The sequence below is a fragment of the Streptomyces sp. NPDC005303 genome, from assembly GCF_040607335.1.
In the GTDB taxonomy this organism is placed as follows: domain Bacteria; phylum Actinomycetota; class Actinomycetes; order Streptomycetales; family Streptomycetaceae; genus Streptomyces.
Window position 1 is genome coordinate 256,231 of record NZ_JBEXGM010000003.1, and the last position, 16,575, is coordinate 272,805.

The window sequence follows — 16,575 nt, forward strand, 5'->3', positions numbered from 1 at the left end:
GTGAGCATACCGACCGGTAGGGATGGGCGGGAGGGGTTGTCGACGGTCAGTCCAGAACCCGCGCCAGGTAGGCGCGCAGCATCTCCCGGGCCTCCTGGATGATCCGCTCGTCACCTTCGGGCGCCATCCGGAAGGCCAGGTGGACCAGGGTGTCGGCGGTTTCCACGGCGATGAGGAAGGTGCGGCGCAGATCGTCGTCCGGTTCGCGGGAGAGGTAGCCGGACAGGAGGTCGGTGAGGCGGTCGGCGACGCGGTGGTTGGGTTCGGCGTGGCGGGCGCCGACGGGGATCTGGTTGCCGAAGTCGACGAGGGAGAAGCCGGGGGCGGTGCGCTTCATGGCGAGGTACTCGTCGAGCACGACGTCCATCGCCGTACGCCAGCCTCCTTCCGCACCGGACTCCTTGAGGCGGTCGGTGACGGCGACCGTGAACCGCTCAAGGTTGCGCTGCGCGAGGGCGTCGACCATCTGCCGCTTGTTGCCGAAGAAGCGGTAGACGGAGCCGATGGGCACGCCGGCGCGCTGGGCGACGGCGCGGGTGCTGAGGGCGTCGTAGCCGACCTCGTCGAGCAGGTCGGCGCAGGCGTCGAGGATTCTGGTCAGCCGTTCGGCACTGCGCCGCTGCACGGGCGCACGGCGAAGCGAGGTCGCTTGGGGCACGGGCTTCATGATGCCTTTCCGCCGTCGTCCGGTGAACCCTGCCACCTGGTACGGGGCCGGGGGCCCGCGGCACTCATCGGCCACCGTCGGAACGGGCCGCGAGCCGCGCTTCCGAGACCGGCCTGCGGGGCGGGGACGGGGCCGCCCGTGCGCTGCGCGTCCGAGACCGTGGCACCAGTGGCCGTACCGCCCTGCCGGGGGCCTGGCCACCAGCACCCACCCGCACCGCAAGCCACACTCACAAGCCACCGCCACTCACGCGCGTGCGCGTGGTGAACCGCAAGCCCAACCCGCCCCCGCCCCTGCCCGCACCCGCACCCGCCACGAGCCCCACACCCGAGACCGCGCCGCCGATGCCCGTGCCGACCTGCGGGGCCGGGTCGCCGGCCCACGGCCGGCCGTGGGCCGCACACCCAAGACCGTGCCACGGGTGCCCGTGCCGCCCTGCGGGGCCGGGACACCGCCATCCACCCTCACCGCAAGCCGCACTCACAAGCCACCGCCACTCACGCGCGCGTGCGTGGTGAACCGCAAGCCCAACCCGCCCGCACCCGCACCCGCCACGAGCCCCACACCCGAGACCGCGCCGCCGGCACCCGCGCCACTCCGCTGGGCCGGGACGCCGGTGCCCGTGACGCCCTGGCGGGCCGGGACACCGTCGTCCGCCCTCACCGCGGGCTGCTGCGCCAAGGCAACCCCGCCGCCGCCCGCGCTCGTCCTGAGCCGTGAGACCGGAGTACCACGGGCGGCGCCCGTCGTGGACCGCAGGCTCGAAGCAACGCCCGCGCTCCCCGTGGACCCCGACCCCGACCCCGAAGCACCGCTCCCCGAACCCGCACCCCCCATCGCCCGCGGCTTCGACGCCGTAACGTCTGCCGTGCTTTCCACCGGGGCTCCGTCGACGGCCCAGACGGTGCCGTCGTCGGCGTAGAGACGGGCGGTGAGCTTGTGGGTGCCCTGCGGGACGTACGTGGCCGGGAGGTGGCAGGACGGGGCGCGCAGGGTGGTGACGGGGCGGTCGTCCACGAAGAGGACGGCGACACCGCGGCCGGAGACCGCCTTCGCCCGCGCCGCGGCGGGCGAGAAGGTGAAGTTCTCGACGGTCAGCCGCACGGACCAGCTGTCGTCGGTGTCCGGCTGCACCACTATGCCGACATCGGGGGCGTTGTCCTTGTCCACCTCGCGGTAGTGCCGACCCTCGTGATCGGTGTCGTCGAGGACCTTGCCCACCGGTGAGACCGACTGCCCGTCCTTCTGCTTCCGTGCCCCATCGGCGCCACAGCTCACGGATCCGGTCACCAGCAGGACACAGACCGCGAGCAGGGCAAGAAGTCCCCGCGTCCACGACATGCCGGGGAGCGTAGAACACAGGTCCGACAACGCGAATCCCCCTGGGGTCTGGTTCTCCTCCTCCCTGAGGAGGTCACGAGCGGGACATCGGTTCCAGAAAACCCCCTCTTGCGCCGACCAGACCGCAATCCTACGGTGTTCCATAGGAATCAGACCGCAAGGGAGCGATCATGAGCGGGGACGCAGCGATCACGCGCGGCGACGCACGCAAGACCGCCGAGAGCCTGACCCACCTCTCCGGATTCGGCAACGAGCACGCCTCGGAGGCCGTCCCCGGCGCCCTCCCCGAGGGCCGCAACGCCCCGCAGCGCGCCCCCCTCGGCCTGTACGCGGAACAGCTCAGCGGTACGGCGTTCACCGAGCCCCGCGCCCACAACCGCCGCTCCTGGCTGTACCGGATCCGCCCCTCCGCCGCGCACCCACCGTTCACCCACACCCACAACGGCCGGATCCGCACGGCCCCCTTCACCGAGTCGGTCCCCGACCCGAACCGGCTGCGCTGGGACCCGCTGCCCGAGCCCCCCGAGGGCACCGACTTCCTCGCCGGCCTGTGGACCCTCGGCGGCAACGGCGACGTCACCCAGCGCACCGGCATGGCCGTGCACCTCTACCACGCCACCGACTCCATGGACCGCGTCTTCAGCGACGCCGACGGCGAGCTGCTGATCGTCCCCGAGCGCGGCGGGCTGCTGCTGCGCACCGAGTTCGGGCTGCTCCATGTGGAGCCGGGACACGTGGCACTGATCCCTCGTGGGGTGCGCTTCCGTGTGGAGCTGCTGGACGAGTCGGCCAGGGGGTATGTGTGCGAGAACTATGGAGCCCCCTTCCAGCTCCCCGACCTCGGCCCGATCGGCGCCAACGGCCTCGCCAACGCCCGTGACTTCCTCGCCCCCGTCGCCGCCTACGAGGACGTCGAGGGGCCGGTGGAGGTGGTCAACAAGTTCTGCGGCAACCTCTGGACGGCGACCTACGACCACTCCCCGCTGGACGTGGTCGCCTGGCACGGCAACCATGTGCCGTACGTCTACGACCTGCGCCGTTTCAACGTCATCGGCTCCGTCTCCTACGACCACCCCGACCCGTCGATCTTCACCGTGCTGACGTCCCCGTCGGACACCCCGGGGCTGGCCGGAGTCGACTTCGTGGTCTTCGCGCCACGCTGGCTGGTCGGCGAGGACACCTTCCGGCCGCCGTACTTCCACCGGAACGTGATGAGCGAGTACATGGGCCTGATCGAGGGCGCCTACGACGCGAAGGCGGAGGGCTTCGTGCCGGGCGGCGGCTCGCTGCACAACATGATGTCGGCGCACGGGCCGGACCGGGAGACGTTCGACCGGGCGAGCGCGGCCGAGCTGAAGCCGCAGAAGGTGGACGACGGGCTGGCGTTCATGTTCGAGACGCGCTGGCCGGTGACGCTCACCGCGCACGCGGCCCGGGCGGACCACCTCCAGCCGCACTACGACGCCGTGTGGCGGGGCCTGGAACGCCACTTCCGCCCGTCGCGCTGAGCCGACCATTGCACTGACCGATCCGCGAAAGGTACGGATAGCCCGTGACCTCCTTCGCCCCGGACTCGATCGTCCTGAACCGCAAGCTGCCGCTCTGGTACCAGGTGTCGCAGTCCCTGCGCGCCTCGATACTCGGCCGCTCACCCCAGGACCCGCTGCGCCTGCCCACCGAGGAACAGCTGGCGGGGCACTACGGCGTGAGCGTGCTGACCATGCGGCAGGCGCTGAAGGAGCTGGAGGACGAGGGGCTGATCACCCGTCACCGGCGCCGGGGCACCTTCATCGAGCCGGACGCCCGCCGGGGCAGCCCGGTCCGGCTGCTCGGCTCGGTGGACGCGATCGTGGCCCAGCAGTCCGGCATGACGACCGAACTGCTGGAGCACGGCAAGTCGCCGATCCCGAGCGAACTCGCCGAATATTTCCCGGAATTGGACGAGGTGGCCTCGTACCACCGACTGCGCAGCGACGAGAAGACCGGCGAGCCGACCAACCACGCCCGCAACTACGTCCGCCCCGAACTGGCCGCGCGCATCGACCCGTCGGACCTGGTGCGCTGGCCGATGACCAAGGTGCTGCGGGACGTGGTCGGAGCGGACATCAGCCGCATCACGGACACGGTGGAGGCGCGGCTCGCGGACCCCGAGACCGCCCGGCTGCTCCAAGTCCCGCTGCTCAGCCCGATCCTGCACTACACGGGAGTCACCTACGACACGGGCGGCAGGGTGCTCGACGCGGCGGTGATCCACTACCGGGGCGACCGGTTCTCCTTCACGGTGACCCTGGACGCCACATGAGCTCACCGGCCCCGGCTGCCTGTCGGCGGAAGGTCGTACGATGCCCAGCGTGACGCACGACGACGCTCCGCCGCTGGCGGACCTCATGCCGTGGTCCGTCGCACCGCCGCGGCTCGGCCGGGGGTGGCCGACGGGCCCCGACGCGGCGTCCCTGAAAGCCCGCTGGGACGCTCTGCTCAAGGCCGAGGGGCCCGACCGGGAGGCTTTGTTCGAGCCCACCCGCTCCCGCACCCTGCGCTCGGCGGTCGGAGCGCTGCCGGGGCGCACGGGCGGCACGGAGAGGCTCGCGCGCGCCACCGGGCCCTGCCCGGAGCCGGTGCGGGTCCTGCACGCGCCCTTCGACGAGCAGTGGCTGATCCCGGACCACCGGCTGATCGACGCGGCCCGGCCCGAGCTGTGGCGGGTGGCGGACGAGGAGCAGGTGTTCGTGGTGGAGACCCCCACGGACGGCCGGGGCCCCCAGCTCCTCGCGACCTCGCTGCTCCCCCTGCTGCGCCCGGGCCGTATCCGCCCGCTGTACCGCCGGCCGGGCGGCACCGAACCGAACCTGACCCCGGGCCTCCTGGAGCACCTGCGCACCCGGCTCGGGATCTCGGTGCAACCCCTGGACGTCCTCGCCTGGATCATGGCGACGGTCCGCCCGGACCTGACCGTCCCGCTCACCGGCGACCCCGAACTGTGGTCCCGTGGCGTCGAGACGGGCCACCGCGTCCTGTGGCTGATGCGCCGCGACGGCGACCGTCCGAAGCTGCCCGGAGGCCGTCGCCCGTACGTCCGTGCTCCGCTGCCGTCCCGGCCGCTGATCCTGGACTACGACCGCGAAGAGGAGGCCCTGCTGCTGGACGAGGGCCGCGTCTCCCCCGTACCGCCCAAGGCCTGGGACTTCGAGGCGGGGGGTGTGCGGGTGCTGGAGCAGTGGTTCGCGGCGCGCGTCACGGAAGCGGAGCCGGGCACGCTGTCCGCGATCCGTCCGGCGACCTGGCCCCAGACGTGGACGTCCGAACTCCTGGAACTGATCACCGTGCTGGCCCTGCTGGCCGATATCCAGCCCTTCCAGGAGGAGTTGACGTCGCAGATCACCGCGACCGATCTGCGCGGGGCGGGGCTGCTGCCGGTCCCGGACCCGGCCCGCAGGCCGGCGTCGGTCCTGGACGGGCACGAGGAGGGGCCGGAGGGGCAGCTCGCACTGCTCTAGCTCCTGGGCTCGAAGCCGTCCAGGACCCGCCCCAGCATCCGCTCGAACACCGCGTCCAGATCGATCGGCCCCGCGTCCTCCATGAACGACGCCGCAAGCCGTGGATACGCCCCGGACGCCACCTGACTGCCCAGGTACGCGATCCGGACGGCGTTCTCCTGCTCCTGCGACCAGGGCAGCGACCGCACCCGCTCGGCGGTGGAGAGCTCGTTCGAGACGTACGTCGTCACACACCCGTTGAGCATCGCGACCAGCTCGATCTTCGTGCCGGCGGGGGCGTCCAGCGGGTCGAGGCAGGCGAGGCAGTGTTCCAGGTAGCGCAGGGCGTTGGGGCTGAAGCCGTACACGCCTGACATCAGCCGCACCATCCAGGCGTGCCGGTGCATGAGCGCCTTGGTCTGGCGGGCGTTGCGCAGCATGTCGGCCCGCCAGTCACCGGTCGGCTCGAACAGCTCGTGCTCGCCGCTGACCGCGTCCACCATCAGCTCGTACAGGTCCTCCTTACGGGGGACATAGTTGTACAGCGACATGGTCCCGCAGCCCAGTTCGGCCGCGACATGGCGCATCGACACCGCGTCAAGGCCCCCGGCGTCGGCCAGCCGCACGGCCGCCGCCGCGATGTCAGCCCTGGTGAACGCGGGTTTCGGTCCACGCCCGGCCCGCTCGGGACGGGCCCAGATCACTTCGGGTACGGCCGCTCGGCCCGCCATCGATCATCACCTCGGCCACCATCCTAGTTACGTACAGCGTACGTAGTGCGCTATGGTCCTGGCATGACTTCTACGTACGCTGTACTTAGTGAAGGTCTGGAAAAGCGGTTCGGGGAGGTCCATGCCCTGCGCGGCCTCGATCTCGCGGTCGCTCCGGGCACGGTCTGCGGCATCCTCGGCCCCAACGGCGCGGGCAAGACCACGGCCGTACGGCTGCTGACCACGCTGCTGCGGCCGGACGCCGGCTCCGCCCGGGTCGCCGGGCACGACCTCGTCCGGGAGCCGGAGGCGGTACGGCGCGCCATCGCCGTCACCGGGCAGTACGCCTCGGTCGACGGGGACCTCACCGGGCGGCAGAACCTCAGGCTGTTCGCCCGGCTGCACCGGGTGCGGGGGCCGGCCGAGCGGGCCGCCGAGCTGCTCGACCGCTTCGGACTGACCGAGGCCGCCGACCGGGCCACGTCCAGCTACTCGGGCGGAATGCGCCGCCGTCTCGACCTGGCGGCGAGTCTCATCCGCCGCCCCGAGATCCTGTTCCTCGACGAGCCGACGACCGGACTCGACCCGGCAAGCCGCAACCTCGTCCGGGACGCCGTGCGCGAGCTGACGGTGGACGGCACGACCGTGCTGCTGACCACGCAGTACCTGGAGGAGGCCGACCAACTCGCCCACGACATAGCCCTCGTGGACAGGGGGCGGGTCGCCCACACCGGTTCGCCGGCCCAGCTCAAGGCGCTGATCGGGGCGTACGTCGAGATCGTCGTCGCGGACCCGGACGTCCTGGTGAAGGCGGCCGGGGTCCTCGATCAACTCACCGGCGGGGAACCGTCGTTCGACCACGACCGGAACTCGGTCGGCGCCGTCACCCGGGACCCCACGCTCACCCTGCCCCGGCTGGTGCGCGAACTGGACGCGGCGGGTGTGCCGTTGCTCGACGCGAGCATTCGGCCGCCGACCCTCGACGACGTCTTTCTGCGACTCACCAAGGAGCTTGCGACATGAGCATGCTGGCCTACGACGGCACCGCGATGCTGGGCCGTCAGCTGCGGCGGGTCCGGAACAACCCGGGGCTGCTGATCCTGACCCAGACCATGCCGATCACGATGTTGCTGTTCTTCGGCTATGTCTTCGGCAGCGCACTGGCGATGCCGGGCGAGGAGTACCGGTCCTTCCTGGTGCCGGGCCTGCTGGTGGCGACGGCGGCGAACGGGATCATGACCGGGATGTTCCAGGCGGCGCAGGACGTCCACCGGGGCGTGACCGACCGGCTGCGCACCCTGCCGATCAGCCGGGCGGCCGTGCCGCTCGGCCAGTCGGTCGCGGACGTGGTGGTGACCGCCGCCGGCACCGTGCCGTTCCTGCTGGTGGGGCTCGCGGTGGGGTGGCGGGTCGAGGGGTCCGCGCTCCAAGCGGTCGGCGCCGTCGCGTTGTTGCTGCTGTTCCGGTTCGCGACCACCTGGATCGGGATCTTCCTCGGCCTGCTCACCCGCAACGAGGAGGCCGCCGGTCAGCTGGGCGGCGCGACGTTCATCCTGCCGCTGCTGTCCAACGCGTACATCCCGACCGAGGGACTGCCCGGGTGGCTGCGCACTCTCGCCGAGTGGAACCCGATCAGCGCGGTGGCCACGGCCCTGCGGGACCTCTTCGGCAACGCCCCGGTGCCGGAGGGGGACGCCTGGCCGGTGGCACATCCGATCGCCGGGTCACTGCTGTGGTGTGCGGTGCTGCTGGCGGTCTTCGCACCGCTCGCCGTACGGAGACATGCGCGCGGGGAGAGCTGAACGCCTCTTGCCGGGAGGGGAGTTCGGGCCCGGGCCGACCTCGGAGCGGGCAGCCGAAGGTGTTGCGTACGGGAGACCGAGCCTGGGGGACGTGCCCCACGCTCGGGAGACTCACCTGGATCGTGCTGCACGCCGTGGGGATGACGGACAGGAACGCAGCACGATACCGGGCGGCGAGGGCTCAGTGCCCGCCGAACAGCGAACGGCGCAGTCGGCGCAGCGGCGCGAACAGCGAGACGCGGCGTACCCGCGCACCCCTGTCACTGCGCTCCTGCTTGCTGGTGTCACGCGCGGTCAGCTCGCGCATCAGTGACGTCGCCTCGGCCGCCTCACGCTGCGGGACGGCAGGTCCCGAAAGCACCGAGAGATGGCGGTCGAGGCGCGAACTGGTCGCGCTGCTCCCGCAGGTGATCGCAGGGACCCTCGCCCTGCGCACTGTTATCTGTTCCATGTCACTCCCCACCCGTACGAGTCCACCCGGCCCGGGCAGGGTAACCCTATCGCCCCGTCGGAGCACACGTGTATCGGCGTCACAGGATTCACCTTCCCCGTAAGGGTGTTGACGACCCCTCCATGATTACTCTCCGAATCCAACAGATTTCAGGGCGAGTTGGACAATCGGCTGGGTGGTGGGCTGCGGTGACCCACCGTCGGGCTCGACCGTCACAGCCAGTGATGTCGCGGACTTGTCGAGTCCGCTCGCCACCAGGGGCGTGTCGGCGGCGAAGAGCCCGAGGGAGCGCGGTTGCCCGTTGGGGCGCATCACCCACAGTTGGCGCACGCGGCCGCTCGGGGGCGCGCTGTACCCGCTCAGGGTGACGACCGCACGCCCCTCCGATGCGGAAGCGATCACTCCGATCGTTCGGCCCTGTGCGTCCTGCCCCCGGGTCGTGAGCGCATCCGCGGCCTGGAGAACGTGGGCGATCTCACTGGCCTGGACCTTCTGCGCGTCCAGTTCGTCCTGGGTCCGGTTGGCCTGGACGGCGAACAGCGAGGCGACGACGAGCGCCGCGGCCGCGGTGGCCGTCGCGAAGGGCACGAACAGGGGACGCCGCTGACGCTGCCTGGGCGGCGGCTGCACGCCCCAGACATGGGGCGGCAGCTGCGACTTGCGCGCCCGTACCGGCTCCGGTCGCGCGCGGGCCGGCTCCGGCCGTACGGCGGACTCCTGCGGAATGGTCCGTACGGCGGCCAGCACCCGGTCGCGCATCGCGGACGGCGGCGGCGCGGCGGCCGACCACGCGAGCCGTACCGCGTCCTCGGACAGGGCACGCACTTCCGCCGCACAGCTGTCGCAGTCCTTGAGGTGCCTCTCGAAGCGGGCCCGCTCGGGCGGCTCCAGCGCGTCGAGGGCGTACGGGGCCGCGAGGGAGTGCAGATCTTCCCGGCGGAAGAGGCTCATGCCGCACCTCCCAGGCACTCCCGCAAGCGGGTCAGTCCGTCACGCATCCGCGTCTTCACCGTCCCCAGCGGCAGCGAGAGCCGCTCGGCCACTTCACGGTACGTGTAGCCGTCGTAGTAGGCGAGGGTGACCGACTGGCGCTGGAGTTCGGTCAACCGGTCCAGGCACCGGCGTACCCACTCTCGTTCGAGGCCCGCCTCCACCTCCTCGGTCACCTGGTCGAAGGCGGGGTGGTGGGCCCGGTGTGCCTCGCGCTGCTCGCGTTCACCGGCCGCGCGGGCGCTGCGCACCCGGTCGACGGCGCGGCGGTGCGCGAGGGTGAGGATCCAGGACAGCGCGCTGCCCCGGCGGGGGTCGAACCGCGCGGCCGACCGCCAGGTTTCCAGCAGCACCTCCTGCGACACCTCCTCCGACTGCGCCGGATCCCGCACCACACGCCGTACGAGCCCGAACACCGGCCCGGCGACGAGCCCGTAGAGCTCCTCGAACGCCATCTGGTCCCCGCCCGCCACGAGCAACAGAAGCTCATCCGCTTCCAACTCGCCGCCCCCTCCCGCAAAGCCGCACCTGGGCCGTCCCGTCCCACGAGGTATTCGCAACGAACACACCTCCGGATGGGGTTACGGATCAGAACGTCGAAAACGCGGGTCGAGCAGCAGAAAAGAAGTTTTGAGATTCGACCAATCCGCCCCGCCCACCGCTCCGAATCCCCGAGCGTCAGGCAAGTTGGACTGAGGACGGACGGCATGACACCTATCTCCAGGAGCGGCTCGGGACGCAGGAGTCTCGTGACTCTCGTATGTGGTGCGCTGGCCGCCGGGGGGCTCGCAGCCGCCGGTGTGGCCACGCTGGAACCGGGGGCGGCTTCCGCCTCCAGTCACCGGGAGGCCCCGCTGATCTCGGGTGACCCCCAGTACGACAACACGGACGTGTACGCGTTCGTCAGCCCCGACAAGCCGGACTCGACGACGATCGTCGCGAACTGGATCCCGTTCGAGGAACCCGGGGGCGGCCCGAACTTCTACCAGTTCGCCGAGGACGCGCAGTACGACCTCCACATCGACAACAACGGTGACGGACAGGGCGATCTGCTGTACCGCTTCACCTTCAAGACGCACGTCAAGAACAAGAAGTCGTTCCTGTACAACACCGGCGTGGTCGAGAGCCTCGACGACCCGGACCTCAACGTCACACAGACGTACGACATCGAGCTCTTCCGGCTGAAGCACCAGAAGGTCGAGTACAAGACGAAGGTCGCCGACGACATCCCGGTGGCGCCGTCGAACGTCGGCAAGGCGTCCATGCCGAACTACGAGAAGCTGCGCGACCAGGCGGTCTACAAGCTCCCCGGCGACGCGACGGCGTTCGCCGGCCAGGCCGACGACCCGTTCTTCGCGGACCTGCGCGTCTTCGACCTCCTGTACGGCGGGAACCTCAGCGAGGTCGGCAACGACACGCTCAAGGGCTACAACGTCAACTCGATCGCCCTGCAGGTCCCGACGGAGATGATCGCCGAGTCCTCGCACCAGCCGGTGGTGGGCATCTGGTCGACGACCCAGCGCAGGAACGCGCAGGGGTACTACTCCCAGGTCTCGCGCCTCGGCAACCCGCTCGTCAACGAGGTCGTCAACCCGCTCAAGGACAAGGACAAGTTCAACGCGTCCTCGCCGTGGGAGGACGGGCAGTTCCTGAAGAACGTGACCAACCCCGAACTGCCCAAGCTCATCGAGGCGATCTACAAGATCCCCGCCCCGAAGGAGCCCCGCAACGACCTCGTGGACGTGTTCCTCAAGGGTGTGAAGGGGCTGAACCAGCCGCCCCACGTCCGCCCCGCGGAGGAACTGCGCCTCAACACGTCCATCAAGCCCACCGATTCTCCGAAGCGGCTCGGTGTGCTTGATGGCGACAACGCCGGATTCCCGAACGGCCGCCGGCTCACCGACGACGTGATCGACGCCTCGCTCCAGGTCGTCGAGGGTGAGCTGGTCGGGTCCAAGAACGACCTCGGTGACGCGGTCGACAAGAACGACAAGGACTTCGAGAAGTCGTTCCCGTACGTGGCGCTGCCCACGGAGGGTTCGCGGGGTCCGCTCGCCAAGGGCACGTCCGGTGGGAACGACGTCCGTAACCAGCTCGGGGACGCGCTCTCCCCCGCGGGGACGTCCGGGTCGGACAACATGTCCCTGATCGCGGGGTCCGCGGGTGCGGGTGCGGCCGGAATCGTGCTCATCGGGGCGGCGCTGATGTGGTGGCGCCGGATGCGGCGGCGCGCCTACTAGGCCCACCGAGGCTCCCACCCCCCTTCACTGGCGCGGCCCGCACGACTCATCCCCCACGGTGCGGGCCGCGCCGCGGTACACGATCGATCACGAACGAATCAGGAGAGGGCATGTCCGGGTCTACGACCGACAGCGCACCCGAGGACGAGCAGAGCGGTTCGTCGGAGGCCGTGGAGCCCGCTGCTCAGGCCGATGACGAGAAGGTCGCCGCCGTGCGGCGGGTCTCCGAGGCCAAAAGGCGGTGGCGGGCCGCTCAACTCGCCGGATGCGCGGCTCTGTTGGCCGTCGCGCTGACGGGCGGGTCGATCGCCTTCGGGGCGCTGCGGGACGGTGGCACCGCCACGGTCGCCAGTTCGTCGTCGGCACTCTCGCCCGGGCTCATGGCGAGTGGGGACCTCGACGCGGGCATCAGGGCGATCCAGGCCCATCTGCGCAGCCAGCCGAAGGACTTCGGCAGCTGGGCCACGCTCGGGCTCGCCTACGTCGAGCAGGCACGGACCAAGGGTGACCCCTCGCGGTATCCGCAGGCCGAGCAAGCCCTCGGGAAGTCACTGAAGTCGGCCGCGGGCAACGAGCAGGCCCTCGCCGGTCTCGCCGCGCTCGCCGCCGCCCGGCACGACTTCAAGGGCGCGCTCACCTACGCCGACAAGACCCTGAAGCAGAACCCGTACAACGAACGCGCCCTCTCGTCCCGGATCGACGCCCTCGTCGAACTCGGCCGCTACGAGGAGGCGTCGAAGGCCGCCGACCTCGCGGACGAACGGCGGCCCGGCATCCCGGTGTTCACCCGCTACGCCTATGTCCACGAACTCCGCGGCGACGTGCGTACCGCCCGCACCGTCCTGGAGCGGGCCCTGTCCACCGCGACCACCCCCGGCGACATCGCCTACGTGGCCTCCGCGCTGGGCCAGCTCGCCTGGAACCAGGGCGACTACGACACGGCCCTGACCGACTACGCCCGCGCGCTGGCCGCCGACGACGCCTACCTCCCCGCCCTGGAGGGCAGGGCCCGCGCCCAGGCCGCGAGCGGGGACCGCGCCGCCGCGATCAAGGGCATGGAGGCCGTCGTGGCCCGCTATCCGCTGCCCGGGCCGCTCGTCGCGCTCGGGGAGCTGTACGAGGACCGGGGTGCCGACGGCGACGAGGCGAAGGCCCAGGACCAGTACGCGCTCGTGGACGCCTGGACGGCCCTCGCCCGCGCCAACGGCGTCAACGCCGACCTCGACACCGCGATGGCCGCCGCCGACCACGGCGACAAGGCGGCCGCCCTGCGCGCCGCCCGCGCCGAGTGGGCCCGCCGGCACACCGTGCACACCGCGGACGCCCTCGCCTGGGCCCTGCACGTGAACGGCCGGGACAAGGAGGCCCTGCCGTACGCCCGGCAGGCCACTGCGACCGGCTACCGCAACGCCTCCTTCCTCTACCACCGCGGGATCATCGAACTCGCCGCGGGTGACAAGAAGGAAGGCCGGAGCCATCTCGGCTCCGCCCTCAAGCTCAACCCCGGTTTCTCCCCCCTCGGCGCCCGCGAGGCCCGCGAGGCTCTCAAGGAGGCGTCCAAGTGAGGCCCCGCCGGCTGTTCGCGTCCCTCACGGCCGTCCTGACGGCGGCTTGTGCGCTCGCGCTGCTCCCTTCCAGCAGCGCGAGCGCCCACCCCCTCGGCAACTTCACCGTCAATCGCTACGACGGTCTCGTCGCCGCCCCCGGCGTACTGCGCGTCGAACACGTCGAGGACCTCGCCGAGATCCCGGCCACCCAGGCCAAGCCGGACATCGAGAAGCTCGGCATGACCGAGTGGGCGGCGCAGCGCTGCCGGAAGGCGGCGGAGGGCGGCAAGGTCTCCGTCGACGGCCGTGCGGTCGCCCTGAGCGTGCGGAACAGCCACGCGCGCGTGCGTCCCGGGCAGGCCGGGCTGGAGACTCTGCGTGTGGAGTGCCGGCTGACCGCCCCGCTGCCCGAGGACGCCACCGTCACGCTCGGCTTCCACAGCGCGGGCACCGACTCCGGCCCCGGCTGGCGCGAGATCACCGCGCGCGGCGACCGGATGACGCTCACGAGGTCGGACGTCCCCTCGAAGTCGGTCTCGGACGAGCTGACCACATATCCCCAGGAGCTGCTCTCCTCCCCCGCCGACACCGTGACCGCCTCCCTGCGTGTGCGGCCCGGTGGACCGGCTCTCGCCGAGGAGCGCTCGGACGCGCCCGCCGCCTCCGTGCTGCCCCGTGGCGCCGACCGCTGGACCCGCGCCCTGGACTCCCTGGTGGCCCGGCACGACCTCACCGTCGGCTTCGCGGCGCTCGCCCTGCTCATCGCGGTCGTCCTCGGCGCGATGCACGCGCTGGCCCCCGGGCACGGCAAGACCCTGATGGCCGCCGTCGCGGCCGCCCGTGGTGGCAAGGCCCGGATGAAGGACGTCCTGCCGCTGGCCGCCTCCGTGACCGTCACCCACACCCTGGGCGTGGTCGCCCTGGGCCTCCTCGTCACGGCCGGCTCGGCGGCGGCGCCCTCGGTGATCGCGTGGCTGGGCATCGCGAGCGGGGTGATGGTGACCGCGGCGGGCGTCACCCTGCTGCGCCGGGCCCTGCGCACCCGCGCGCACCAGCACGGGCACGGGCATGGGCACGGGCACGGGCACACTCACGACCACTCGCACGAGGCCGAGGAATCCGAGGAACGCTCGCTGGTCCTGGTCGCCGCGCACGCGGAGACCGCCCCGGTGGCGACCGCCCCGGCGACGGCGGAGACGCACACGCACACCCACGCGCCCGGACACACCCACGATCACGGGCACAGCCACACTCACGAGCACGACCACCCGCACCCCCACCCCCACGACCACCCCCACGCCCTGGAACACACCCACGGCGGCTTCACCCACACCCACGCCGTCGCCCCCACCGTCCGCGGCACGATCCTGCTCGGCTTCGCCGGCGGTCTCGTGCCCAGCCCCTCCGCCGTCGTCGTGCTCGTCGGGGCCGCCGCACTGGGCCAGGCCTGGTTCGGTCTGCTGCTCGTCGTGGCGTACGGCGTCGGGCTCGCCCTGACCCTGACCGCGGCCGGATTCGCCGTCGTCAGGCTGGGCAGTGGAGTCACACGGCTGCTGGACAGGCGCCCCCGCCTGGCCGCGAGCCCGATGACCGCCCTGGTACGCAGGACCGCACCTCTGATGTCGGCGTTCGTCGTAGTGGCTCTCGGGGCAGGATTGGTGCTCAAGGGGGCGGCATCCGCACTCGGCTGAGCTACTTTTGTACAGAAATCACGTGCGACATCACGCGGAGTGGAGATTTCGCCCGGATGCGAATGGGGGACGCCCGTGTCCGAAGAACCGGGCAGTGAACGAGTGATCGCGGGCCGCTACCGCCTCCTGTCCCCGCTCGGCGAGGGCGGCATGGGAACCGTGTGGCGCGCCCGTGACGAAGTGCTGCACCGCGAGGTCGCCGTCAAGGAGGTGCGGGCGCCGCACGGGCTGGCGACACACGAGGTCGAGCGGTTGTACGCCCGCCTCGAACGCGAGGCGTGGGCGGCGGCGCGGGTCGCCAACCGCAATGTGGTGACGGTGTACGACGTGGCCACCGAGGACGGCCGCCCGTGGATCGTCATGGAGCTGGTGCGCGGCATCTCACTCGCCGAGCTCCTGGACGCGGAGGGCCCGCTCAGCCCGCAGCGGACCGCGCACATCGGCGCCGAGGTGCTCTCCGCGCTGCGGGCCGCGCACGAGGCCGGGGTGCTGCACCGGGACGTGAAGCCCGCCAACGTACTGCTGTCGAACGACGGCCGCGTGGTGCTCACCGACTTCGGCATCGCCCAGGTGGAGGGGAGTTCCGCGCTGACGATGACCGGCGAGGTCATCGGCTCCCCCGAGTTCCTGGCCCCGGAGCGGGCGCTCGGCCGCACCCCCGGCCCGGAGTCCGACCTGTGGTCGCTCGGCGTGCTGCTGTACGCCGCCGTCGAGGGCAACTCCCCGTTCCGCCAGAACACCCCGCTCAGCACCCTGCGCGCGATCGTGGACGAGGAACTGCCGCCGCCGTACCGGGCCGGTCCGCTCGCGCCGGTGATCGAGGGGCTGCTGCGCAAGGACCCGGCGGAGCGGCTGCCGGCCGACCGGGCCGAGCAGGAGCTGCGGATCATCGGGGCGGGAGGCACGCCCCGGGCGGACGCCGTGCAGGCGGGTCCGTTCGCCCCGACCATGGCGGCGCCCTTCCCGCAGGAGCCGCCGACGGCCCCGTACCGGCCCGCGCCCACGCCGACCTCCACTCCCACCGCGACCTCCGGGCCCCCGGAACGCAATCGCCGCACCGGTGCCGTCCTGGTCGCAGGCGTGCTGGTACTGGCGCTGGCGATCGCGGGGCTGACGTACGCGCTGTTGAACCGTGACAACGGCGACAAGGACGGGGAGACAGCCAAGGGCACCACTCCGGTGGTGAGTTCGCCCGCGGAGACCGGGACGGACGAGACCGGTGAGGACACCCCGTCCCCGAGTCCGAGCAAGAGCACCTCGAGCGCGCCTGCGCCGCAGTCGGTGAACGTCTCGCTGTCGGGCTCGAACACCGACTACACGGGCTCCTGTCCGCCGGACAGGTCCGCGGCGCCCACCTTCACGGTCACGCTGACGGTCGGCCGGCTCCCGGCGACGGTGACCTACCGCTGGGTGTCGAAGAACGGCTCGGTGAACGGCAACTGGAAGTCGCTCACCTTCCCGGCCGGGGGCGGGAAGACCCAGCAGGACAGGCGGTTCGTCACCACGCAGGACGACAGCGGGACGTTCCAGGACACCATCAGCGTGGAGGTCCGCGACCCCGTCGAGAAGACGTCCAACTCGGTCCCCTTCTCGCTGACCTGCGTGGCGGAGACCCCGACCGGCACCGGCGAGGCCTCCCCCACTGAGTCCCCGTGAGGGG

At 71.6% G+C, this 16,575-nt stretch carries 15 protein-coding genes; 9 read left to right on the forward strand and 6 right to left on the reverse strand.

The features are described from left to right. Positions 1-46: 46 nt before the first annotated feature. Positions 47-667: a TetR/AcrR family transcriptional regulator gene (locus ABZT93_RS07575; protein ID WP_356100404.1), complete on the reverse strand. Its 621-nt coding sequence runs from the start codon at positions 665-667 to the stop codon at positions 47-49. A 480-nt stretch (positions 668-1,147) separates the two neighbouring features. Next, complete coding sequence (locus ABZT93_RS07580) at positions 1,148-2,008, reverse strand: hypothetical protein (RefSeq protein WP_356100407.1); 861 nt, start codon at positions 2,006-2,008, stop codon at positions 1,148-1,150. A gap of 170 nt (positions 2,009-2,178) precedes the next feature. Here ABZT93_RS07580 and hmgA point away from each other — a divergent pair, with 170 nt between their 5' ends. The 3 genes from hmgA to ABZT93_RS07595 are packed head-to-tail and all read left to right on the forward strand — an operon-like array spanning position 2,179 to position 5,505. Further along, complete coding sequence (gene hmgA, locus ABZT93_RS07585) at positions 2,179-3,516, forward strand: homogentisate 1,2-dioxygenase (RefSeq protein WP_356100410.1); 1,338 nt, start codon at positions 2,179-2,181, stop codon at positions 3,514-3,516. A 44-nt stretch (positions 3,517-3,560) separates the two neighbouring features. Then, a complete protein-coding gene (locus ABZT93_RS07590; RefSeq protein WP_356100413.1) occupies positions 3,561-4,310 on the forward strand; it encodes a GntR family transcriptional regulator in 750 nt (249 codons plus the stop codon). Between the two features lie 40 nt (positions 4,311-4,350). Continuing rightward, the gene (locus ABZT93_RS07595) at positions 4,351-5,505 is read left to right on the forward strand and encodes a type ISP restriction/modification enzyme (RefSeq protein ID WP_356100415.1); all 1,155 of its coding nucleotides are present in this window, start codon (positions 4,351-4,353) and stop codon (positions 5,503-5,505) included. Here the strand turns inward: ABZT93_RS07595 and ABZT93_RS07600 are convergent. Continuing rightward, positions 5,502-6,215: a TetR/AcrR family transcriptional regulator gene (locus ABZT93_RS07600; RefSeq protein ID WP_356100418.1), complete on the reverse strand. Its 714-nt coding sequence runs from the start codon at positions 6,213-6,215 to the stop codon at positions 5,502-5,504. The two genes, ABZT93_RS07595 and ABZT93_RS07600, sit on opposite strands and share 4 nt — an antisense overlap. A gap of 63 nt (positions 6,216-6,278) precedes the next feature. Between ABZT93_RS07600 and ABZT93_RS07605 the strand changes: the two genes are divergently transcribed. Together ABZT93_RS07605 and ABZT93_RS07610 are read left to right on the forward strand one after the other, a co-directional pair. Next, positions 6,279-7,217 (forward strand): ATP-binding cassette domain-containing protein, encoded by a 939-nt coding sequence (locus ABZT93_RS07605; protein ID WP_356100420.1) that lies wholly within the window; start codon positions 6,279-6,281, stop codon positions 7,215-7,217. After that, entirely contained in the window at positions 7,214-7,996 is a 783-nt protein-coding gene (locus ABZT93_RS07610; protein ID WP_356100422.1) for an ABC transporter permease, read from the forward strand. The genes ABZT93_RS07605 and ABZT93_RS07610 overlap by 4 nt, the downstream gene beginning before the upstream one ends. A 181-nt stretch (positions 7,997-8,177) precedes the next feature. Here the strand turns inward: ABZT93_RS07610 and ABZT93_RS07615 are convergent, their stop codons facing one another. From ABZT93_RS07615 to ABZT93_RS07625, 3 genes are all read right to left on the reverse strand, one after another. Beyond that, positions 8,178-8,447 carry a hypothetical protein gene (locus ABZT93_RS07615; RefSeq protein ID WP_351991936.1) on the reverse strand — a complete coding sequence of 90 codons (270 nt, stop codon included), beginning with the start codon at positions 8,445-8,447 and terminating at the stop codon, positions 8,178-8,180. A 126-nt stretch (positions 8,448-8,573) separates the two neighbouring features. Next, a complete protein-coding gene (locus ABZT93_RS07620; RefSeq protein ID WP_356100425.1) occupies positions 8,574-9,398 on the reverse strand; it encodes an anti-sigma factor in 825 nt (274 codons plus the stop codon). Continuing rightward, complete coding sequence (locus ABZT93_RS07625; RefSeq protein ID WP_356100428.1) at positions 9,395-9,937, reverse strand: sigma-70 family RNA polymerase sigma factor; 543 nt, start codon at positions 9,935-9,937, stop codon at positions 9,395-9,397. The genes ABZT93_RS07620 and ABZT93_RS07625 overlap by 4 nt, the downstream gene beginning before the upstream one ends. A gap of 207 nt (positions 9,938-10,144) precedes the next feature. Here ABZT93_RS07625 and ABZT93_RS07630 point away from each other — a divergent pair, with 207 nt between their 5' ends. The 4 genes from ABZT93_RS07630 to ABZT93_RS07645 all read left to right on the forward strand — a co-directional run bounded on the left by ABZT93_RS07630 (position 10,145) and on the right by ABZT93_RS07645 (position 16,571). Further along, positions 10,145-11,677 (forward strand): DUF4331 domain-containing protein, encoded by a 1,533-nt coding sequence (locus ABZT93_RS07630; protein ID WP_356100430.1) that lies wholly within the window; start codon positions 10,145-10,147, stop codon positions 11,675-11,677. Between the two features lie 110 nt (positions 11,678-11,787). After that, the gene (locus ABZT93_RS07635) at positions 11,788-13,242 is read left to right on the forward strand and encodes a hypothetical protein (RefSeq protein WP_356100432.1); all 1,455 of its coding nucleotides are present in this window, start codon (positions 11,788-11,790) and stop codon (positions 13,240-13,242) included. After that, positions 13,239-14,915: a sulfite exporter TauE/SafE family protein gene (locus tag ABZT93_RS07640; RefSeq protein WP_356100435.1), complete on the forward strand. Its 1,677-nt coding sequence runs from the start codon at positions 13,239-13,241 to the stop codon at positions 14,913-14,915. The genes ABZT93_RS07635 and ABZT93_RS07640 overlap by 4 nt, the downstream gene beginning before the upstream one ends. A 75-nt stretch (positions 14,916-14,990) precedes the next feature. Beyond that, positions 14,991-16,571 carry a serine/threonine-protein kinase gene (locus tag ABZT93_RS07645; protein ID WP_356100438.1) on the forward strand — a complete coding sequence of 527 codons (1,581 nt, stop codon included), beginning with the start codon at positions 14,991-14,993 and terminating at the stop codon, positions 16,569-16,571. Positions 16,572-16,575: the final 4 nt, after the last annotated feature.